The organism is Micromonospora sp. NPDC051543 (genome assembly GCF_044454415.1).
In the GTDB taxonomy this organism is placed as follows: Bacteria; Actinomycetota; Actinomycetes; order Mycobacteriales; family Micromonosporaceae; genus Micromonospora.
Genome location: NZ_JBITDT010000004.1, coordinates 368,085 through 388,304 on the forward strand (window position 1 = coordinate 368,085; position 20,220 = coordinate 388,304).

The 20,220-nt window shown below is 72.4% G+C and carries 19 protein-coding genes; 11 read left to right on the plus strand and 8 right to left on the minus strand.

All coding sequences use genetic code 11. The features are described from left to right. The first annotated feature begins 3 nt into the window (after nucleotides 1–3). Complete coding sequence (locus tag ACIA3K_RS09620) at nucleotides 4–795, plus strand: phosphatase PAP2 family protein (protein ID WP_396800174.1); 792 nt, start codon at nucleotides 4–6, stop codon at nucleotides 793–795. 37 nt (nucleotides 796–832) lie between these two features. Next, nucleotides 833–1,528 (plus strand): phosphatase PAP2 family protein, encoded by a 696-nt coding sequence (locus ACIA3K_RS09625; RefSeq protein WP_396800175.1) that lies wholly within the window; start codon nucleotides 833–835, stop codon nucleotides 1,526–1,528. Nucleotides 1,529–1,541: 13 nt separating this feature from the next. Here ACIA3K_RS09625 and ACIA3K_RS09630 read toward each other — a convergent pair whose 3' ends face one another. From ACIA3K_RS09630 to ACIA3K_RS09655, 6 genes are all read right to left on the minus strand, one after another. Continuing rightward, a complete protein-coding gene (locus tag ACIA3K_RS09630) occupies nucleotides 1,542–2,720 on the minus strand; it encodes a MarP family serine protease (RefSeq protein WP_396800177.1) in 1,179 nt (392 codons plus the stop codon). A 64-nt stretch (nucleotides 2,721–2,784) separates the two neighbouring features. Further along, complete coding sequence (locus ACIA3K_RS09635) at nucleotides 2,785–3,477, minus strand: NUDIX hydrolase (RefSeq protein ID WP_396800179.1); 693 nt, start codon at nucleotides 3,475–3,477, stop codon at nucleotides 2,785–2,787. Beyond that, nucleotides 3,474–4,115, minus strand: a complete 642-nt coding sequence (locus ACIA3K_RS09640; protein WP_396800302.1) for a redoxin domain-containing protein — start codon at nucleotides 4,113–4,115, stop codon at nucleotides 3,474–3,476. Before ACIA3K_RS09640 ends, ACIA3K_RS09635 begins: the two co-directional genes overlap by 4 nt. A gap of 5 nt (nucleotides 4,116–4,120) precedes the next feature. Next, complete coding sequence (nth, locus tag ACIA3K_RS09645) at nucleotides 4,121–4,909, minus strand: endonuclease III (RefSeq protein WP_355052514.1); 789 nt, start codon at nucleotides 4,907–4,909, stop codon at nucleotides 4,121–4,123. Nucleotides 4,910–4,949: 40 nt separating this feature from the next. Then, nucleotides 4,950–6,128: a CapA family protein gene (locus tag ACIA3K_RS09650; RefSeq protein WP_396800180.1), complete on the minus strand. Its 1,179-nt coding sequence runs from the start codon at nucleotides 6,126–6,128 to the stop codon at nucleotides 4,950–4,952. 56 nt (nucleotides 6,129–6,184) lie between these two features. Next, nucleotides 6,185–6,850: an adenosylcobinamide amidohydrolase gene (locus ACIA3K_RS09655; RefSeq protein WP_396800181.1), complete on the minus strand. Its 666-nt coding sequence runs from the start codon at nucleotides 6,848–6,850 to the stop codon at nucleotides 6,185–6,187. Nucleotides 6,851–6,993: 143 nt separating this feature from the next. On the opposite strand from ACIA3K_RS09655, the gene ACIA3K_RS09660 reads away from it, so the two are divergent. The 9 genes from ACIA3K_RS09660 (at nucleotide 6,994) to ACIA3K_RS09700 (ending at nucleotide 18,067) form a co-directional block, all read left to right on the plus strand. Beyond that, nucleotides 6,994–7,671, plus strand: a complete 678-nt coding sequence (locus ACIA3K_RS09660; protein ID WP_007466162.1) for a Crp/Fnr family transcriptional regulator — start codon at nucleotides 6,994–6,996, stop codon at nucleotides 7,669–7,671. A 122-nt stretch (nucleotides 7,672–7,793) separates the two neighbouring features. Next, the gene (locus ACIA3K_RS09665) at nucleotides 7,794–8,537 is read left to right on the plus strand and encodes a metallophosphoesterase family protein (RefSeq protein WP_396800182.1); all 744 of its coding nucleotides are present in this window, start codon (nucleotides 7,794–7,796) and stop codon (nucleotides 8,535–8,537) included. A 394-nt stretch (nucleotides 8,538–8,931) separates the two neighbouring features. Then, the gene (locus ACIA3K_RS09670) at nucleotides 8,932–9,552 is read left to right on the plus strand and encodes a TetR/AcrR family transcriptional regulator (protein ID WP_396800183.1); all 621 of its coding nucleotides are present in this window, start codon (nucleotides 8,932–8,934) and stop codon (nucleotides 9,550–9,552) included. 36 nt (nucleotides 9,553–9,588) lie between these two features. Beyond that, nucleotides 9,589–10,386, plus strand: coding sequence for a TIGR03084 family metal-binding protein (locus ACIA3K_RS09675; protein WP_396800184.1), 798 nt, complete (start codon nucleotides 9,589–9,591; stop codon nucleotides 10,384–10,386). Then, on the plus strand, nucleotides 10,383–12,047 hold the full coding sequence (locus tag ACIA3K_RS09680; protein WP_396800186.1) for an acyclic terpene utilization AtuA family protein: 1,665 nt from the start codon (nucleotides 10,383–10,385) through the stop codon (nucleotides 12,045–12,047). Before ACIA3K_RS09675 ends, ACIA3K_RS09680 begins: the two co-directional genes overlap by 4 nt. Beyond that, complete coding sequence (locus ACIA3K_RS09685; protein WP_396800188.1) at nucleotides 12,044–13,240, plus strand: acyl-CoA dehydrogenase family protein; 1,197 nt, start codon at nucleotides 12,044–12,046, stop codon at nucleotides 13,238–13,240. Before ACIA3K_RS09680 ends, ACIA3K_RS09685 begins: the two co-directional genes overlap by 4 nt. A gap of 55 nt (nucleotides 13,241–13,295) precedes the next feature. After that, nucleotides 13,296–14,897: an acyl-CoA carboxylase subunit beta gene (locus ACIA3K_RS09690; protein ID WP_396800189.1), complete on the plus strand. Its 1,602-nt coding sequence runs from the start codon at nucleotides 13,296–13,298 to the stop codon at nucleotides 14,895–14,897. 12 nt (nucleotides 14,898–14,909) lie between these two features. Next, complete coding sequence (locus ACIA3K_RS09695; protein ID WP_396800190.1) at nucleotides 14,910–16,904, plus strand: biotin carboxylase N-terminal domain-containing protein; 1,995 nt, start codon at nucleotides 14,910–14,912, stop codon at nucleotides 16,902–16,904. Beyond that, nucleotides 16,904–18,067 carry an acyl-CoA dehydrogenase family protein gene (locus tag ACIA3K_RS09700; protein ID WP_396800191.1) on the plus strand — a complete coding sequence of 388 codons (1,164 nt, stop codon included), beginning with the start codon at nucleotides 16,904–16,906 and terminating at the stop codon, nucleotides 18,065–18,067. Before ACIA3K_RS09695 ends, ACIA3K_RS09700 begins: the two co-directional genes overlap by 1 nt. On the opposite strand, the gene ACIA3K_RS09705 is transcribed toward ACIA3K_RS09700, so the two are convergent. Both ACIA3K_RS09705 and ACIA3K_RS09710 read right to left on the minus strand, forming a co-directional pair. Next, complete coding sequence (locus tag ACIA3K_RS09705) at nucleotides 18,061–19,158, minus strand: hypothetical protein (RefSeq protein WP_396800192.1); 1,098 nt, start codon at nucleotides 19,156–19,158, stop codon at nucleotides 18,061–18,063. The genes ACIA3K_RS09700 and ACIA3K_RS09705 overlap by 7 nt on opposite strands. Next, on the minus strand, nucleotides 19,155–20,096 hold the full coding sequence (locus ACIA3K_RS09710) for a transporter substrate-binding domain-containing protein (protein WP_396800193.1): 942 nt from the start codon (nucleotides 20,094–20,096) through the stop codon (nucleotides 19,155–19,157). Before ACIA3K_RS09710 ends, ACIA3K_RS09705 begins: the two co-directional genes overlap by 4 nt. Nucleotides 20,097–20,220: the final 124 nt, after the last annotated feature.

A 20,220-nucleotide genomic window follows, 5' to 3' on the forward strand; every position in this document is an offset into this window, starting at 1 on the left:
CGCATGAGTACGCCCACCACCCCTACCCTGGCCGCCGCCCGACGCCCGTCCTGGGGGCGGCGTCGCCTCGACCCGGACCACTCGTTGGGGTTGCGGCTGACCCTGGCGGCGACGGCGGCGTTCCTGGTGCTGGTGCCGTTCGCCCTGCTGGCGCTGCTGGTGCTCGGAGCGTGGGCACCACTGCACCGGCTGGACTCGACGATCACCGACGCGCTGCACGAGCACGCGGTGGACCATCCGGCCTGGGTCGTGCTGATGCGGGTGTGGAGCGAGGTGTTCGCGCCGATGCCCCTGCGGGTCGTCGTGCTGCTGGTGGTGATCTGGCTGGTGCGCCGGAAGGCCCGCCGGTTGGCCCTCTGGGCCACCACCACCATGGTCGTCGGCGGACTGATGGGGCCGCTGCTCAAGCTGCTCGTCGGCCGGGACCGACCGGAACTGCTCGACCCGGTGGCGCGGGCGGCCGGCTACTCGTTCCCCTCCGGGCACGCGCTGAACGCCACCCTGGCCGCCGGCGTGCTGCTGCTGGTGTTCCTGCCGTACGTGCGGCGCGGGGCCGCGCAGGTCGCGCTCTGGGTCGCCGCGTTGCTGGTCACGCTGGTGACCGGGCTGAGCAGGGTGGTGCTCGGCGTGCACTTCACCAGCGACGTGCTCGGCGGTTGGCTGCTCGGCGTGGCGGTGATCGCGGCGACCACCGCCGCGTTCACCAGTTGGCGGGCGCACTCGGGCCTGCGGCCGGTACGGCCGACCCGTGACGGCGTCGCGCCGGAGGTCGAGCGGCAGCCCGACGCGACCTGAGGCGTGACGAGGACGCCGACCGGGTATTGGCCGGCTCATGTCCGACACCGTGGTCCAGATCGTCCGGCGGGTGCTGCTGCCGGTGTCCCTCCTGTTCGGCGTCATGGTGCTGCTCGGGGTGCTGGTCACCCGGGTGTTGAACCGAACCTGGCCGTTCACTGTCGAGGACGCGGTCAACCGGGAGTTCGCCGGTGACCGCACCGGCGGCTGGAACGACGTCTCGCTGGTGTTCAGCACCCTCGCCAGCACTCAGATGATCGTCGTGGTCACCGTGCTGGTGGCGCTGGCGCTGCGGCTCTGGCTGAAGCGCTGGCGGGAGCCCCTGTTCCTGTGCGCGGCCGTGACCGCCCAGGCGTTGGTGTTCCTGCTGACCACGCTGGTGATCGACCGGCAGCGGCCCGCGGTGGAGCACATGGACGTCTCACCGCCCACGTCGAGCTTCCCGTCCGGGCACACCTCGGCGGCGGTCGCCCTCTACGTCGGCATCGCGGTGCTGATGGCCCTGCGCGCGCGCAGCACCGGCGCGAAGGTCGCCTGGTGGACGCTGCTGCTGGTGGTGCCGGTGGGCGTGGCGCTGACCCGCATGTACCGGGGGATGCACCACCCGAGCGACGTGACGGCGTCCTTCCTCAACGGCGGCGCCTGCGTCGCGATCATGGCCCGGGCGATCCTGGACCGGGGACTGCGCTGGGGACGCGCGAAGCTCCCGGTCGCCGCCACCGCCCGGACCTGATCCGGTACGACGCTCAGGTGCACTCGCCGGTGGCGACGCCCCGGTTGCGCTCGGCACCGGCCAACGCCACCGGGCGGGCCTCGGCGGCGGTCACCGCGAAGCCGGTGTTGGGGTCGTCGGCCGCCGCCGCGAAGATGACACCGAGCACCAGGCCGTTGGCCGACAGCAGCGGGCCGCCGGAGTTGCCGCTGCGCACCAGGGCCCGGATCGTGTAGATCTCCCGGGTGACGTCCCCGGAGGAGTAGATGTCCGGGCCCTTGATCCGGTCGACGTCACGGACCCGGGCCGACTGCGCGTTGTACGGGCCGTCGAGCGGGAAGCCGAGCACGATGGCGTCCGAGCCGCTGCCCGCGTTGCCGGCGGCGAACCGCAGCGACGGGCCGGGAAGCCCCGGCACCAGCAGCACGGCCAGGTCCCGGTTGGGGTCGTACACCACCACCTGGCCGTCGTACCGCTCGCCGCCCAGCTCCACGGCCACCGAACGGGTGCCGGCGACCACGTGGGCGTTGGTCATGACCCGGTCGTCGGCGTACACGAAGCCGGAGCCCTCGATCCGACGCGAGCAGCTCGGCGCGGAGCCGAGCACCTTGACCACCGAACGCTGACCGTTGACCACCACCTGGGAGCCCGCGAGGGCCGGGTCGGGCGGCTCGACCTGCCGGGCCCGGGTGGGCGCGAGACCACCGAAGACGTCCGGGAAACCGTCGGTGTCGACGGTGTCCTCCAACGCGGTCGAGAGCCGGTGTGCCTCCTCCGGCAGGATCCCGTTCACCACGCTGATCAACGCGCTGTTGCGTACCGAGGCGGCGAGCCAGGGCACCGACGACGATCCGAGCGGCACGGCGACCAGCCAGGCCAGCAAGAGCACCGCGAACAGGGAGACGAGGGCCCCACCGACGTCGTCGATGCGCCGACCCACGTCGCTGGTGATCGTCTTGCGTAGGTGCGAGCCGAGCCAGCCGGCGAGCGCCTGCCCGATCACCGCCAATCCGAAGATCGCCACCAGTGAGATCAGCACCCGGGTGCCGGCGTCGACGAACTGCCGGGCGAACAGCGGCCCGAGTTGCAGGCCGAGCAGGAGACCCAGGAAGAAGCCGGACAGCGAGGTGATGCCGATGACGAAACCCTGACGGTATCCGCTGATCGCGAACACGAGCATGAGCAGCAGCAGGACGAGATCCACGACGGACACGGGGTCCAGCGTACGGGCACCGCGCCCACCGGATGACCATCGCTTGCCGAAGGTGACCGGGTGGTCAGCGCAGGGCGGTCTCGTCGACCTCGTCGGTGCCGGCCGACGGCGCGGGAGTGGCGCCCGTGGGCGGCAGGTCGACGAGCCGTCCGGGCGACCACGGGCGGGCCCAGCCGCCCATCTCGAGCAGGGCCGCCAACACCCCGGCGGTGAAGCCCCAGACGAGCATGCCGCGCGACGAGAACGCCGGCCCCAGCCAGCCGCTGGGGTGGCGGACCCGCAGCCGGTTGGCCGGGTCGACCAGTTCGCGGATCGGCAGCCGTGCCACGTGGGCCACCTCGGCGGGCTCCCGCGGGTGCACCGGATGCGGGTCGTGCCACCAGGCCAGCACCGGGGTGACCACGAAGTCGCTGACCGGAATCCACAGCTTCGGCAGCTCGGCCAGCACGGTCACGCTGGCCGGGTCGAGACCGACCTCCTCGTTGGCCTCGCGGAGCGCGGTGGCCCGGGCGTCGGCGTCCTCCGGGTCGGCCGCCCCGCCGGGGAAGGCCGGCTGGCCGGCATGGTTACGCAGGGTGGCGGCCCGTTGCAGGATCAGCACGTCCGGTCCGGTGTCGGGCTGCTCGCCGAGCAGAACCAGCACGGCGCTCTCCCGGCCACCCTCGGCGGGGGTGGTGAGGCGGGTGAAGTCCTCGACGCGGGCCGTGCCCAGTCGGCTCAGCAGCGGGTCGATCCAGCCGGGCGGTCGACGAGTCACGCCGCCACGCCCAGGTGCTGGCGTACCAGCGTGGTGAGCGCGGCGTCGTCGAGGGCTCCGGTGGCGTCGATGTGCCGGATCCGGCCTCCCGCGTCGACGAAGAGGGTCAACGGGAAGGCGTTGCGCCTCAACTCCCGTTGCAGCGCGTCACCCTGGTCGACGAGGATCGGAAACCGTACGCCGAAGTCCTCGCCGATGGACTGGGCGCCGCTCCGGCTGTCGCGGGTGTTCACACCGACCACCTGGAGCCGACCGGTGGTCCGCTCGCTGAGCCGCTGGAAGGCCGGCAGTTCCTTGCGGCACGGCCCGCACCAGGAGGCCCACACGTTGATCACGGCTGGCCCGGCCACGTCCCGCAGCGCAACCGGCGCACCGCCGGTGAAGCAGGCCAGGGTCAACGCCGGCAGCTCCTGCCCATCGGCGGCAGGGGTCGCGGCCGGCGGGGTGGAGACAGCCCCGGGGCTGGGTGTCGGTGCCGCACCCAACGTGCCGCAGTCTCTGAAGGGCGACGGCCGTTCGGCGGCGGCGGCCGACCTGGGTGCGGGGTCGTCGGCCGGGCTGTCGGTGCAGCCGCCGACGAACAGCGTCAGCGGCACGGCGAGCAGGGCGAGCCGCCGGGTGGCCGCACGCGTGAGCAGGCGGTTCACGGCACCTCCGCGGCGACCGCCTGCGGCGGCACCAGATCCGGGTCGACCCCGGCCGCCACGGCCAGGTCACGCGCCCGGGGGCCCTTGAGCAGCTTGGCGGCGGCGGCCGGCTCGGTCGGCCCGGTGCCGTACGAGGGGCAGAGCTTCGCGAGCGTGCACGCCCCGCAGGCCGGTTTGCGGGCGTGGCAGACCCGCCGCCCGTGGAAGATGATCCGGTGCGACAGCATCGTCCAGTCGCGCTTGGGGTACAGCGCGCCGATCGCGTGCTCGATCTTGACCGGGTCGGTCTCGGTGGTCAGCCGCCACCGGTGCACCAGCCGCTGGAAGTGCGTGTCGACGGTGATACCGGGCACGTCGAAGGCGTTGCCGAGGATGACGTTGGCGGTCTTGCGGCCGATCCCGGGGAGCGTCACCAGGTCGGCGAGCCGGCCGGGAACCTGGCCGTCGTACCTGTCGACGAGGGCCTGCCCGAGCTTGAGCAGCGAGTCCGTCTTGTTGCGGTAGAACCCGGTGGGCCGGATCAGCTCCTCCATCTCGCCCCGGTCGGCCCCGGCGTAGGCGGCGGCGTCCGGGTAGCGGGCGAAGAGCTTCGGGGTGACCTCGTTGACCTTCTTGTCGGTGCACTGGGCGGACAGGATGGTGGCGACGGACAGCTCCAGCGCGTTGGAATGGTCCAGCTCGCAGTGCGCGTCGGGGTGCGTCTCGGTCAGCACCCGGCCGATCCTGCGGGCGCGGCGGGTGCGCCCGAGGTCGGTCTCGCTGGCGCCGGGAGGGCTACTGGTCACGACGGTCAGCCTACGTCGCGCCCCGGACGTTCCTCCCGGGTCAACCGCCGGTCGGCGCGGTGATCCTGCCCTGCCCGTCCAACCGGGCCCCGCTGCTGGGGAAGTCGGTGCGGCTCAGCTCGGTGACGAGCCCCCGGCCCCGGTCGTCCGGGTCCATCGTCGGCTTGCCGGCCGAGTTCATGTACGTCGAGGTGAACGAGCCGCCGCTCCAGCTCCCGTCGGGCTTCAGCGACACCTTCAGCACGCCTCCCCAGCCGAGCCGGCCGGCGTTGCTCAGCGAGTTGCCGCCGCCGGCGAAGTTGCCCAGGCTGTACGCGATCAGCCGCCCCTTGTAGAACTCCATGCCCCGCAGCACGTGCGGCCCGTGGCCGACGATCAGGTCCGCGCCCGCGTCGATCATGGCGTGGGAGAACTTGACCGGATCGCCCCGGTTCTCGCCCAGGAACAGCTCGGTGCCCGGCTTCACCCGGGTCTTGTCCGCTCCCTCGCCACCCATGTGCACCTGCACCACGACCACATCGGCGAGGGTGGCCGCCTTCGCGACCACCGTCTTGGCCTTGGCGATGTCGACCAGGCTGTTGGACCAGACGTACGAGGAGAAGCCGGCCACGGCGACCTTGACGCCCTTGACGTCGACCACGGTGATCTCGTCCGGCGCGCCGGTGTGCTCCAGGTCGTACTTCTCCAGCGCCTTCTGCGTGTTCTGGTAGCCCTTCGGCCCGTAGTCGTAACCGTGGTTGTTGGCCTGGTTGAGCACCCGGAACCCGGCGTCACGCAGGTGCGCCGCGTACTCGGGCGGCGCGCGGAACTGGAAGCAGCGGGTGGAGTTGGCCGCGCACTTGCCGGCGCCGGTGTCCACCGTCAGTGGCTCCTCCAGGTTGCCCATGACCAGGTCGGCCTTGAGCGCCCCGGTGACCGAGTCGAAGAATCCCTTCCCACCGGCGGCGGGCAGCCGACCGGGCGCGTTGCCCATGATGATGTCGCCGGTCGCGGAGAGCGAGATGGAGCCGCCCCCGCTGGCGGCCGTCGCGCCGCCGCTGGCCTTCGGGCCGGCCGTGTTCAGCGGCGCGCCCGTGCCACCGCCACCGGCGCCGGGCTGCCACACCGGGGCGTCTCCGCTGTCGGCGCAGCCGGCGACGAGCAGGGCGGCCAGCAGCGCCGCGAGGCCGACGGCGACGCAGCGGAACGGGCGGGACGCGGAAGGGGCGGTAGCGTACATCGCCCGCGACCCTACCGACCTCGGAACGCGCCGACGAGGGCCGATCGGTCGGAAGTTCAGCCGGTCAGCCGGTCTGACCAGGGCACGACCGGCCGTTCGCCGCCCGCGCGCACGGCGGCGTGGACGGCTCTGGCCAATGGGGCGCCCCACGTCGAGCGTGGCCCCCCGTACGCGGCCTCCGGCCCGTCCACCGGGCAGAGCACGGTGACCGCGTCGGTGGGGGTGCCCGTCCCCGGCAGTTCCAGCAGCTCCCCGATCGCCTGGGTCTTCGCCTCGGTGGCGGTGGCGACGGCGTTGACCAGCGCCGAATCGGCGAGCCGGGCCGGCACGTACACCACGATGTTGACCGTGCCCACCCGCTGGGTGAGCGCTCCCGCGGCCGGCGCGGCGGCGGGCACCGGCGTGCCGAGCCCGACGGTCGCCCACGCCCGCACCCCGGTGTCCGTCCGGGCCACCACCTCGGTCACGTCGACGCCGGTCAGCAGACCCACCCCGGGGCCGTCCAGGGCCAGGTCCGCGGCGAGTGCGGCCAGGTGGGCGGCGGGGTCCTCCCGGTCGTACGACATGGGTACGGTCGCGTTCAGCACCCACCGCCGGACGCCGACACCACCACCGAGCGGGCCGCTGCTGACCGCCCGCAGGGGCCCGTCGGCCCGCCAGACGAGCAGCGGTACGTTTCGCCCGTCCTCGACGCGGCTGGTCAGAATCGGGTCCCTCAGCACGTCGGGCAGGTTACGCCCACCGATCAAGATTCCAGGGGCCACCTCTGATTCGTGCTCACGTGCGCCTAGACTTGGCGGCGCGCGAGGGGATCAGCGGACGGCGGCCCCGGCCGACGGACGGCACGCGCAACCGGAGGTGCGCAATGGACGAGGTACTGGCCCGCAGCGGGATCTTCCAGGGTGTCGACCCGGAAGCTGCCGAGGCGCTCGCCAAGGAGATGGAGACGATCGAGGTCCGCAAGGGCGAGATCGTCTTCAATGAGGGCGAGCCCGGTGACAGCCTCTACATCCTGCTGTCCGGGAAGATCAAGGTCGGCCGCCGGGCGGCGGACGGCCGGCAGAACCTGATCGCGGTGATGGGCCCGTCGGACATGGTCGGCGAGCTGTCGCTCTTCGACCCGGGTCCGCGTACGGCGACCGCCACCGCGGTGACCGACACCCGGCTCGTACGGCTGCGCAAGCAGGCGCTGCGGCCGTGGCTCAACAACCGCCCGGAGATCGCCGAGCAACTGCTCCGCGTACTCGCCCGGCGGCTACGCCGGACCAACGACTCGCTCGCCGACCTGATCTTCACGGACGTGCCGGGCCGGGTGGCGAAGAACCTGCTCCAGATGGCCGGCCGCTTCGGCACCCGCGACGGCGGCGTCCTGCGCGTGACCCACGACCTCACCCAGGAGGAGATCGCCCAGCTCGTCGGCGCCTCCCGGGAGACGGTCAACAAGGCGCTTGCCGACTTCGCCTCGCGCGGCTGGCTGCGGCTGGACGGCAAGAGCATCATCATCCTGGACCCGGAGCGTCTGGCCCGCCGCGCCCGCGTCTGAGACATCGGTACGTCCCCGCCCTCCGTCACCGACGGCAAGGCGGGGACGTATTTGTCTGCGCGTTTGTCTGCCCGGCGCAGAATCGCTGGTTCGGGACGGCTGGCGGGGTGAAGTGTGGGGCCATGCTGAACCGGGTCGCCGTGCTCTCCGACATCCATGGTGTGCTGCCCGCGCTGGAGGCGGTGCTGGCCGAGCCGGACGTCGCCGCCGCCGACCTCATCGTGCTGACCGGTGACATCGCGGCCGGTCCGCAGCCGGTCGAGGTGCTGGACGTGCTCGCCGGGCTCGGTGACCGGGCCTGCTGGGTGGGCGGCAACTGCGAACGTGAGCTGGTCGAGGCGCGTGCGGGCCGCCCTGCCTCGATCGAGGTGTCGAACTGGGCCGCCGGCCAGCTTCGGGACGATCAGGTAGCCCGGCTGGCCGCGCTGCCCGCGACCGTGACGCTGGAGATCGACGGCCTGGGCCGGACACTGTTCTGCCACGCGACGCCCCGCGACGACGAGGAGATGGTGCTCGTCGACTCGCGGATGGCACGCTGGGCGGAGGTGTTCGCCGGCCTGCCGGCCGAGGTCTCCACGGTCGTCTGCGGTCACACCCACATGCCCTTCACCCGGCTGGTCGACCGACGGCTGGTCGTCAACCCGGGCAGCGTCGGCATGCCGTACGGGGGCGCGGGCGCGTGGTGGGCTCTGCTCGGGCCGGGCGTCCAGCTCCGCCGTACCGCCTTCGACGTGGACGCGGCCTGCGCCCGCGTGGCAGCCGAGTCGGCCTTCCCCGACGCCGCGTCCTGGGCCGACGAGTACCTGCGCTCCCAACACAGCGACGCCGACGCACTCGCCGTCTTCGGCCCCCGCGACGGCCGCTGAGCCGCGCGGATCTGCCCGCCGCGTACACGTTCGACCAGCCAGCCCTCGCCCCGGCACGGCCGGGCGATCGGTGGCGAGCAGGACTGCGGACCAGGTGGTTGAGTCCTGTCGAGCTGCCCCGAATTTGGGGCAGCTGAGTCAAGAGGCGACGCGACTCGATTGCCCCATTCCTGGGGCAGCTCGACAGGGTCCAAGGAGAGCGGTTGGGCCGCCCGACAGCCCGCGAGAACAACACCGGGTGAGAGCGGCCGGACCAGCCGCGAGAACAGCCGGTGAGAGCGGCCGGACCAGCCGCGAGAACAGCCGGTGAGAGCGGCTCCGGGCCACTGTTCGTCGCCTTGCGCCACAAAAAGTCAGTCTTGACTGTTTGTTTCTGAGGCCACAGGCTGTTCGCGTGCCTCCCGCATCGACCCCCGCCGCATCGACACGTGTTCCCCAGCAGGAGCGCAGTCGCGCCACCCGGGCCCGCCTGCTGGAGGCCACTGTCGACTGCCTCATCGAGCACGGCTGGTCCGGCACCACGACCACCGTCGTGGCCGCCCGGGCCGGCGTCTCGCGGGGTGCCCAGTTGCACCACTACCCCACGAAGGCCGCGCTGGTCACGGCCGCCGTGGCGCACCTGGCCGAACGCCGCGCCGACGAGCTGCGCACCGAGGCCGAGGCGTTGCCGGCCGGCCCGCAGCGACTGGACCGGGTGATCGATCTGCTCGGGGTGGCCTTCACCGGGCCGCTCTTCGTCGCCGCGCTCGAACTGTGGGTGGCGGCCCGCACCGACCGCGAGCTTCGCGACGCCCTCGTGCCGTTGGAGGCGACGGTCGGCCGGGAGATGCACCGGCTCACCGTCGCGCTGCTGGGGGTCGACGAGCGCCGACCTGGCGTCCGCGAGGCGGTGCAGGCCACCCTCGACCTGATGCGCGGGCTCGGAGTGGCCAACCTGCTCAGCGACGACTCGGCCCGTCGTACCGCCCTGCTCGTCACCTGGAAACGTCAGCTCGCCACCCTGCTCACGCCCTGACCCCGCCCATCGGGGCCCGCACCGACCGGAGGCACCATGGTCGACCTCAGTGACCTGCTCGCGGACCTGACCGACGAGTGCGCCGACCTGGACGTGCTGGTCGCGCCGCTGTCCGTGGCCGACTGGGCCCGCCCGACCCCGGCGACCGGCTGGACCATCGCGCACCAGATCGCCCACCTGGCCTGGACCGACCACGTGGCGCTGCTGGCCGCCACCGACACCGACGCGTTCTACGCGACGGTGACCGGCGCGCCGGACGTGACCCGGCTGGTGGACGCCGGGGTCGACGAGTTCCTGGCACCCCCCGCCGACCTGCTGGCCCGCTGGCGAGCCGGCCGGTCCGCGCTCGTCGACGCACTGGCCGCCGTTCCGGCCGGCGAGAAACTGCCCTGGTACGGCACCCGGATGTCGGCCACCTCGATGGCGACCGCCCGGATGATGGAGACGTGGGCGCACGGTGAGGACGTGGCGGACGCCCTCGGTGTCGCCCGTCCGGCCACCGACCGCCTCCGCCACGTGGCGCACCTCGGCGTGCGTACCCTCGGGCACGGTTTCGTCGCCCACGGTCGGGAGGCGCCGACGACGCCGGTCCGGGTCGAGCTGGCCGCGCCCGGCGGCGACACCTGGGCCTGGGGGCCGGCGGACGCCGCCGACCGGGTGACCGGCCCGGCCCGGGACTTCTGTCTCCTGGTCACCCAGCGCCGGCACCGGGCGGATCTCGCCCTGCGGCCCACCGGCCCGGTCGCCGACGAATGGCTCGACGTGGCCCAGGCCTTCGCCGGACCGCCGGGCGACGGCCGGACGCCAGCCAGCGGGAACGGGGTACGCCCGTGATCCGTATCGGCAACGCCTCCGGCTTCTACGGTGATCGGTTCACCGCCTGGCGGGAGATGCTCGACGGCGGCGAGCTGGACGTGCTGACCGGTGACTACCTGGCCGAGTTGACCATGCTGATCCTCGGTCGGGACCGACTGCGCGACGCCGGCCTCGGCTACGCGAAGACGTTCCTGCGCCAGGCGGAGACGTGCCTCGGCACGGCCCTCGACCGGGGGGTACGGATCGTGACGAACGCCGGCGGGCTGAACCCGGCCGGCCTGGCCGCCGCCATCGAGGCGCTCGCCGGTCGCCTGGGCCTGCCGGCGAAGGTCGGGTACGTCGAGGGCGACGCGCTGCAACGGGCCGACGCGCTCACCGCGAACGCGTACCTGGGCGCGTTCGGGATCGCCGCCTGCCTCGACGCCGGGGCCGACGTGGTCGTGACGGGTCGGGTCACCGACGCGTCGCTGGTGGTGGGCCCGGCCATCGCACGGTACGGGTGGAGTCGTGACGATCTCGACGAGCTGGCCGGGGCCACCGTCGCGGGGCACCTCCTCGAATGCGGCACACAGGTCACCGGGGGCAACTTCAGCTTCTTCACCGAACTGCCCGACGGCGGGCACCGGCCCGGCTTCCCGATCGCCGAGGTGCACCCCGACGGTTCCGCCGTAGTCACCAAGCACCCGGGCACCGGTGGCGCGGTCACCGTGGAGACCGTCACCGCCCAACTGTTGTACGAGGTCGGCGGGCCGGCGTACCTGGGACCGGACGTGGTCACCCGGCTGGACACGGTGACACTGCACCCCGACGGACCGGACCGGGTGCGCGTCACCGGCGTGCGGGGCACCCCGCCGCCGCCCACGCTCAAGGTGGGCGTCAACAACCTCGGCGGCTTCCGGAACTCGATGACGTTCGTCCTGTGCGGCCTCGACATCGAGGCGAAGGCGGCCCTCGTACGAGGGCAGATCGCGGAGGCGGTCGGCAGTGACGGGCTGGAGTTCACCCTCGCCCGCACCGATCACCCCGACGCCGCCGACACCGAGGCGGCCAGCGCCCTGCTGCACGTACACCTGCGCGACAGTGACCGGACGCGGGCCGGGCGGGCCTTCTCGGCCGCCGCCGTGGAGCTGGCGCTGGCCTCGTACCCGGGTTGCACGCTGACCACCCTGCCGGGCGACGCCACCCCGTACGGCGTCTTCACCGCCGACACCGTGCCGCAGGACGAGGTCGCGCAGGTGGCGGTCCTGCCCGGCGGCGAGCGGGTGCCGATCGCCCCGCCGGTCCGCACGGCCCCGATCGCCCCGGACGAGGCGACGTCGGGTGGCGACGCGGCGGTCACCGGCCCGACCCGGCGCGGCGCGCTCGGTGAGTTGGTCGGCGCGCGCTCGGGCGACAAGGGCGGGGACGCCAACCTCGGCGTCTGGGCGCGCTCCGACGCCGGGTACGCGTGGCTGCGCCCCTGGTTGACCGTCGAACGGTTGGCCGAGCTGCTGCCGGAGACGGCGGCACTCACCGTCCGGCGCTACGAGCTGCCGAACCTACGCGCGGTGAACTTCGTGGTCGAGGGCCTGCTCGGGGCCGGGGTCGCCGCCTCCACCCGGTTCGATCCGCAGGCCAAGGCGCTCGGTGAGTTGCTCCGCGCGCGGATCGTCGACCTGCCGGCGGAGGTCGCCCGATGAGCATCGTGGACACGCCGGAGCGTCGACAGCTCCGCGAATTGACCCGGGCGTTCGTGACCCGGGAGGTGCTGCCGCACCTGGACGACTGGGAACGGGCCGGCGAGGTCCCCCGGGCCCTGCACGCCACGGCCGCGAAGCTGGGCCTGCTCGGCATCGGCTTTCCCGAGTCGGTCGGCGGCAGCGGCGGCGACCTGCTCGACTCCATCATCGTGACCGAGGAGCTGATCCGTTCCGGCGGGTCGTCCGGCCTGGTCGCGGCCCTGTTCACGCACGGCATCGCGCTGCCGCACATGGTCGCCGCCGCCGGTGCCCGCACCGGCGGATCGCTTGGCGGTCGACTCACCGGCGTCCCCTCCCCGGGTGACGACGGCCTGATCGAGCGGTACGTCCGACCCACCCTGGCCGGCACGATGATCGGCGCCCTGGCCATCACCGAGCCGGACGGCGGTTCGGATGTGGCCGGTATCCGCACGACCGCCCGCCGCGACGGCGACCACTACGTGGTGAACGGGTCGAAGACCTACATCACCAGCGGTCACCGGGCCGACTTCGTGACCACGGCGGTGTGCACGGATTTCCCGGGAAGCGGCAACCTGACCCTGTTCGTGATCGACAAGGGTTCGCCCGGGTTCACCGTGGGACGCCGGTTGGAGAAGTTGGGTTGGCACTGCTCGGACACCGCCGAGCTGTCGTTCGTGGACGTACGGGTGCCGGTGACCAATCGGATCGGCGCGGAGAACACCGGCTTCCTGGCGATCATGCAGCACTTCGCGGCCGAGCGGCTCTCGCTGGCCACACAGGCGTACGCGACCGCGCAACGCTGTGTGGAGCTGGCGGTGCGTTGGTGCCGGGACCGGCAGACCTTCGGGCGTCCACTGGTGGGCCGGCAGGTGGTCCGGCACCGGCTGGTCGAGATGCACACGCGGGCCGAGGCGGCCCGGTCGTACGTGCACGAGGTCGCCGCCCGGGTAGCTGCGGGCGAGCCGGTGGTGACCGAGGTGGCGATGGCGAAGAACGTCGCCGTGGCCGCCTGCGACCACGTCGTCGACCAGGCCCTGCAACTGCACGGTGGCTTCGGCTACCTGCGTGACGCCGAGGTGGAACGGCACTACCGCGACGCGCGGATCCTCGGCATCGGCGGCGGCACCACCGAGATCATGAACGAGATCATCGCAAAGGGCATGGGCCTGTGAGCGCGAGGAGTGAGCCGGGCTTGCGAGCCCCGCAGTCGCGAACGAAGGAGGAACGGTGACCGTTCTGGACAGCGCGATCGACCCGGCCACGCCCGGGTACGCGGCGAACCGGGCGGCCCTGGTGGAGCGGCTGGCCGAGTTGGACACCGCGCTCGACCAGGCGCGCGCGGGCGGCGGTGAGAAGTACGTGTCGCGGCACCACGCGCGCGGCAAGCTGCTCCCCCGGGAGCGGATCGAGCTGCTGGTCGACGCCGACAGCCCGTTCCTCGAACTGTCGCCGGTCGCCGCGTACGGCACGGACTTCCCGGTGGGAGCCAGCGTGGTCACCGGCATCGGCGTGGTCGAGGGCGTGGAGTGCCTGATCGTCGCCAACGACCCGACGGTACGCGGCGGCGCGGTCAATCCATGGTCCCTCGCCAAGACCCGGCGGGCCGGTGAGATCGCCCTGGCCAACCGGCTGCCCATGGTCAACCTGGTCGAGTCGGCCGGGGCGGACCTGCCCACCCAGGCGGAGATCTTCATCCCCGGCGGTCGGGTGTTCCGTGACCTGACCCGCCTCTCGGCGGCGGGCATCCCCTCGGTCAGCGTGGTCTTCGGCAACGCGACGGCCGGCGGCGCGTACGTGCCGGGAATGTCGGATCACGTGATCATGATTCGGGACCGGTCACAGGTCTACCTGGCCGGGCCGCCGCTGGTGAAGATGGCCACCGGAGAGGTCACCGACGACGAGTCGCTGGGCGGCGCGGCGATGCACGCCGGCACGTCCGGGTTGGCCGACTACCTGGCCGAGGACGAGCGCGACGGCATCCGCCTGGCCCGTCAGTGCGTACGCCGGCTGAACTGGCGCAAGCGGGGTCCCGCGCCACGGACCGCGGTGCCGCAGCCGCCGAAGTACGACCCGGAGGAGCTGCTGGGCATCGTCAGCTCCGATCTGAAGGTGCCGTTCGACCCGCGCGAGGTGCTGGCCCGCATCCTGGACGGCAGTGACTTTGACGAGTTCAAGCCGGCGTACGGGGACTCGCTGGTCACCGGCTGGGGCGAGCTGCACGGTTATCCGGTGGGCGTGCTGGCCAACGCGCGGGGGGTGCTGTTCAGCGCGGAGGCGCAGAAGGCGGCCCAGTTCATCCAGCTCGCCAACGCCTCCGACACCCCGTTGATCTTCCTGCAGAACACCACCGGCTACATGGTCGGCACCGAGTACGAGCAGCGGGGCATCATCAAGCACGGCGCGCTGATGATCAATGCCGTGTCCAACTCGACGGTGCCGCACCTCACGGTGAACCTCGGGGCCTCGTACGGAGCCGGCAACTACGGCATGTGCGGTCGGGCGTACGAGCCGAGGTTCCTGTTCACCTGGCCGAACGCCAAGTCGGCGGTGATGGGCCCGGCACAGCTCGCCGGCGTGCTGTCGATCGTGGCCCGGCAGGCGGCCGCCGCCCGCGGACGTGACTACGACGAGGAGTCCGACGCGGCGATGCGGATGATGGTCGAGCAGCAGATCGAGTCGCAGTCGGGCGCGCTGTTCCTCTCCGGCCGGCTCTACGACGACGGGGTGATCGACCCTCGGGACACCCGTACCGTCCTCGGCCTCTGCCTGTCGGCGATCCACAACGGACCAGTGCAGGGCGCCGACGGCTTCGGCGTCTTCCGGATGTAGAGAGGGCCGCTGATGATCACCAGACTGCTCGTGGCCAACCGGGGCGAGATCGCCCGGCGGGTCTTCGCCACCTGCCGGACGATGGGCGTGCAGACCGTCGCCGTGCACTCGGACGCGGACGCCGACGCGCCCTTCGTCGCGGAGGCCGACCAGGCGGTCCGGCTGCCGGGCGCCACGCCGGCCGAGACGTACCTGCGGGTGGATCTCATCCTGGAGGCGGCGCGGCGCAGCGGCGCGGACGCCGTCCACCCGGGTTACGGGTTCCTCGCCGAGAACGCGGAGTTCGCGGCGGCGGTGGCCGACGCGGGCCTGACCTGGGTCGGTCCGCCGGCCAAGGTCATCGCCGCGATGGGTGACAAGCTGGCGGCGAAGGCGCTGCTCGCCGAGGCGGGCGTGCCGATGCTGCCGAGCTGGACCGACGTCGATCAGGTCACCGACTTCCCGGTGCTGGTGAAGGCGTCCGCCGGTGGCGGTGGCCGGGGCATGCGGATCGTCCGGGACGCCGCCGAGCTGGCCGAGGCCGTCGCCTCCGCGCGGCGCGAGGCGGCTTCGGCGTTCGGCGACGGCACGGTCTTCATCGAGCGGTACGTCGAGCGCGGCCGGCACGTCGAGGTGCAGATCCTCGGCGACACCCACGGGACCGTGCACGTGCTCGGCGTCCGGGAGTGCTCGATCCAGCGCCGGCACCAGAAGATCATCGAAGAGGCGCCCGGTCTCGTGCCAGCCGAGGTCCGGGAGCGTCTGCACGAGGCGGCCGAGGCCGCCGGACGGGCTGTCGACTACGTGGGCGCGGGCACTGTCGAGTTCCTGCTGACGCCCGACGGGGCGGTCTACTTCCTCGAGATGAACACCCGACTCCAGGTGGAGCATCCGGTCACCGAACTGACCACTCCGGACGGGCTGGACCTGGTCCGGATGCAGCTTCTGGTAGCCGAGGGTGAGCCGCTGCCCGCCCGTCAGCACCCTGCCGCCCCGCGTGGCCACGCGATCGAGGTGCGGCTCTGCGCCGAGGAGCCGGCGCAGGGTTGGCGGCCGGCCACCGGCACCCTGCACCGCTTCCAGGTGCCGGGTGTGGACCGCGAGTTCGGCGGGATCCAGCGGGCGGGCCTGCGACTCGACTCCGGCGTGGTGGCCGGCTCGGTGGTGGGCGTGCACTACGACTCGCTGCTGGCCAAGGTGATCGCCGTGGCGCCGACCCGGTCCGAGGCCATCCGCGCGCTCGCGGGCGCGCTGTCGCGGGCCGAGATCCACGGCGTCGCCACCAACCGGGATCTCCTGGTGCGGGTGCTGCGCAGCCCGGAGTTCGCGGCCGGCGAGATCGACACCGGCTTCCTGGACCGGCACCCGGAGGTCTTCGCGCCGCTGCTCCCCGCCGACCAGCTCCCGGTCACCGCGCTCGCCGCCGCGTTGGCCAACGCCGCACACCGCCGATCGACCGCACCGGTCCTCGCCGGTCTCCCCTCCGGCTGGCGCAACGTGCCGGCCGTCGCACAGGTCACCCGCTTCACCGGTCCGGACGGCGAGATCGAGGTCCGCTACCGGCTCGACCGCAGCGGCCGGCTCGCCGCGTGGTCCGTCGAACGCGACACCGACGAGCGCGCCGCCGGCCCGTGCACCGTCGAGCTGGTCGAGGCCACCCCGGACCGCGTGGTCCTCGACGTCGACGGGGTGCGGCGGTCGTACCGCGTACACCGGGTGGGGTCGGAGGTCTTCGTGGACGGCCCGGACGGGGCGACGAGCCTGGCCGAGCTGCCGCGTCTGCCACTGCCGACCGCGGAGCTGGCCGCCGGTTCGCTGCTCGCGCCACTGCCCGGCGCGGTGACCCGGGTGCACGTCGAGGTCGGCCAGCGCGTCGCGGCCGGCGACCTTCTGCTCACCCTCGAAGCGATGAAGCTGGAACATCCCGTGCTCGCCCCGACCAATGGCGTGGTCGCCGAACTGCCGGTGCCCGCCGGCGGTCAGGTACGGACGGGCGTCGTGCTGGCCGTTATCGGAAAGGACCACTGATGACCTTCGACCTCACCTCCGAACAGGACCAGTTGCGCGACGCGGTACGGGCGCTCGGCCGCCGGTACGGGCACGGCTACTTCGTCGAGAAGGCGAAGGCCGGCGAACACACCACCGAGTTGTGGGCGGAGGCGGGCCGGCTCGGCTACCTGGGGGTCAACATCCCCACCGAGTACGGCGGCGGGGGCGGCGGCATCACCGAGCTGGCCATCGTCTGCGAGGAGTTGGCGGCGGCCGGCTGCCCGCTGCTGCTGTTGGTGGTGTCCCCCGCCATCGCGGCCACCGTGATCGCCCGACACGGCACCGAGGATCAGCGCAAACGGCACCTGCCCGGTCTCGCCGACGGCTCGGCGAAGATCGTCTTCGCGATCACCGAGCCGGAGGCCGGATCCAACTTCCACCGCCTCGGCACGGTGGCCCGCCGCGACGGCGACGACTGGGTGCTCAACGGCCGCAAGTGCTACATCTCCGGGGTCGACGAGGCGGGTCACGTGCTCGTCGTCGCGAGGACGGAGGACTCCTCCACCGGAAAGCTCAAGCCCGCGCTCTTCATCGTGCCGACCGACGCGGCCGGGCTGACCCGGTCCAAGCTGGACATGGAGATCGTGTCTCCGGAGAACCAGTTCCTGCTCTACCTGGACGACGTGCGGGTGCCCGCCGACACGCTGGTCGGCGAGTCCCTCGACACCGGACTGCCGGCCCTGTTCAGTGGGCTCAACCCCGAGCGGATCACGGTGGCCGCGATGGGTGCCGGCACCGGCCGGTACGCCATCGAACGCGCCAGCGAGTACACCGCCACCCGCAAGGTCTGGGGTGGCCGGAGCATCGGCTCCCACCAGGGGGTGTCGCATCCGCTGGCGCACGCGGCCGTGCAGGTGGAGCTGGCCCGACTGATGATCCAGAAGGCGGCCACGCTGTACGACGCCGGCCGTGACCTGGAGGCCGGGGTGGCCGGCAACATGGCCAAGTACGCGGCCGGCGAGGCCGCCGCGCTCGCCGTGGACACCGCCGTGCAGGCCCTCGGCGGGGCCGGCATGACCACCGAGTACGGGGTGGCGACGCTGTTGGGCGCGGTGCGGGCGGGTCGGATCGCCCCGGTCAGCCGGGAGATGATCCTCAACTTCGTCGCCCAGCACGTCCTGGGCCAGGAGAAGTCCTACTGAGGCGCGGCGGGTAGCCCGGGGGCACGGCAGGCGGCGTCGATGCGGTTCACCGGGCGTACGCGGCGGCCCAGCCCTTCCAGCAGCGAGTCCTCGACGTGGAAGTCGTGGATGCGCAGCCGGTGCCGGGGCAACTCCTCCTCGCTTGGGCAGAGCACCTGCGCCCGGACGAGGCCGACGGGCACGTACCGGACCCCACCCCGTTCCTGCAGGATCACCATGTTGACGTCGTCGGTGGTCACCACGTGCCCTCGGACGTCCTCGGTCGGGCCGTTCTCGGTGCCCACGGTGGTGACGGTGAGCGGCAGGACCGGTGTGCTGATCACCGGCAGCGCGGCCCAGAGCAGCATGACCAGCACCGCCACCTCGGTCACCGAGGCCAGCGGACGGATGACCACGCCGGGCAGCGGCCCGGCGATGAACAGCGCCAGCACCGGCGGGACCATCAGCAGCGCCAGCACCAGCAGGTCACCCGCCGCACCGGCGGCGCGCAGCGTGGGCACCATCAGCCACCCGTACCCGGCGAACAGCGCGACGATCGCCAGGAACCGGGGTACGACCCATTCGTGCAGCCGCTCCGGCCGGAGCTGGAACGCGGCCGCGAACGCCGGCAGCAGCAGCGGCAGGTAGAGCAGCGGCCAGGTGAGCAGGGCGAGCAGAAAGCTGGCCAGCACGAACCAGGCCGGGGTGAGGTCCGCCCAGCGGGCGAAGAGTGGACGACGTCGGGTGCCGGCGGGCAGGCGCTCCACGCTCACGGCCAGCACCGCGCCGAGCGCGAAGACGGCGACCAGCCCGGTGGAGAGCAGTCGGGCCGCGGTGGTGAGGAAACCCGCGAGCAGGTTGACCGTCCCGACGTTGGCGACCAGCAACAGGGTGGTCTGTAGCTCGCCGCCCGCCTCCACGCCGAGCCGGAGCACCGAGAAGATCGCCGGCACGCCCACCACTGCGGTCCAGAACGACTGGCTGGCCCGCGCCCGCCGTTCCGACGGGTCCCAGGGCGCGCGTCCGGACTCGACCTGGGTTGTCGGCTCGACCGGCACCGGCGTACGGGGCGGTGGAACCGGGCCGTCGGTGGCGGTCGGCGTCGTGCTCACGACGTGGGCGTCTTGTCGTCGAAGTCCACCAGATCCGGCACATTCAGCGGCTGCGGCTGACGCTTCTCGACGCGCATCCACGGCCCGAGGGTGCTGTTGTACGCGATCTGCCAGGGGCTCGCCTCCCCGTTGCGGCCCAGCAGGTAGCTCTTCTGCAGGAAGTACGCGACGAGGTCACGCAGCGCGGGGTCGCCGATCGGCACGCCGATGCCCAGCAGCTCGCTGGTGCCGAACGGCATGTCCACGACCTCGAACTCCCTCGGGTAGATGGACATGAAGCCGGCGAGGATCGTCTCGTCGGAGCTCACCACGTCGTACCGGCCGGCCCGGATACCGTCGACGCAGTCCCCCACGTCCAGCACCACGAACGTTCTGACCTGGTGCTTCTCCAGCTCGGCCTCCGAGGTGGACCCGCCACTGGTGCAGACCTTGTAGGCCGGGTCACGCAGGTCCTCAATGGTGCGGATCTTGTCCTTGAGCCGGACCGGCACCAACACCTCCTGGGTGGTGACGAAGTACGGGCCGGCGAAGCTGACCAGCTTCTCGCGCTCCTCGGTCATCGAGAAGCTGGACACCACAAGATCCACCGTGCCGCCCTGCAGCGCCGGGATCCGGTTCTCGGTGGCCACCGACACGAACTCCAGCCGCTGCTCGCCCTGGTAGCCGAGCGAGGCAGCGATGTACCTGCCGATCTCGACGTCGAAGCCGACGTACTGGCCGTTACGCAGGTCGCCCATCAGCGGCTCCTTGTTGGCGACGCCGATGCGCAGCGTCGACTGACCATAGATGTGCGACTCCCGCAGTTTCTGCTGCACCGACGGAAGGTCCGGCTCCTTGCGGCTGTCGCATCCGGCCGCGGCGGCCAGGGTGAGGGTCAGGGCGACGGCCAGCGTCGTCGCGACCGAGCGGAGCCGGGACCGGGGCATGCGTACGTTCATGGGCGACCTCGCTGACGGACCAGCCTGCGGAACACCGAGAGTAGCGAGACGAGTCCACTGCGTACGCATACCGATCGGTCAGGTCGACCCAACCGTTCGATCGACGCCGATCGGCGTGGCGGAT

Coding starts and splice junctions, on each gene's coding strand:
- ACIA3K_RS09620 (WP_396800174.1), top strand. CDS start 4: ATGAGTACGCCCACCACCCCTACCCTGGCCGCCGCCCGACGCCCGTCC.
- ACIA3K_RS09625 (WP_396800175.1), top strand. CDS start 833: ATGTCCGACACCGTGGTCCAGATCGTCCGGCGGGTGCTGCTGCCGGTG.
- ACIA3K_RS09650 (WP_396800180.1), bottom strand. CDS start 6,128: ATGTACGCTACCGCCCCTTCCGCGTCCCGCCCGTTCCGCTGCGTCGCC.
- ACIA3K_RS09660 (WP_007466162.1), top strand. CDS start 6,994: ATGGACGAGGTACTGGCCCGCAGCGGGATCTTCCAGGGTGTCGACCCG.
- ACIA3K_RS09665 (WP_396800182.1), top strand. CDS start 7,794: ATGCTGAACCGGGTCGCCGTGCTCTCCGACATCCATGGTGTGCTGCCC.
- ACIA3K_RS09675 (WP_396800184.1), top strand. CDS start 9,589: ATGGTCGACCTCAGTGACCTGCTCGCGGACCTGACCGACGAGTGCGCC.
- ACIA3K_RS09685 (WP_396800188.1), top strand. CDS start 12,044: ATGAGCATCGTGGACACGCCGGAGCGTCGACAGCTCCGCGAATTGACC.
- ACIA3K_RS09695 (WP_396800190.1), top strand. CDS start 14,910: ATGATCACCAGACTGCTCGTGGCCAACCGGGGCGAGATCGCCCGGCGG.
- ACIA3K_RS09700 (WP_396800191.1), top strand. CDS start 16,904: ATGACCTTCGACCTCACCTCCGAACAGGACCAGTTGCGCGACGCGGTA.
- ACIA3K_RS09710 (WP_396800193.1), bottom strand. CDS start 20,096: ATGAACGTACGCATGCCCCGGTCCCGGCTCCGCTCGGTCGCGACGACG.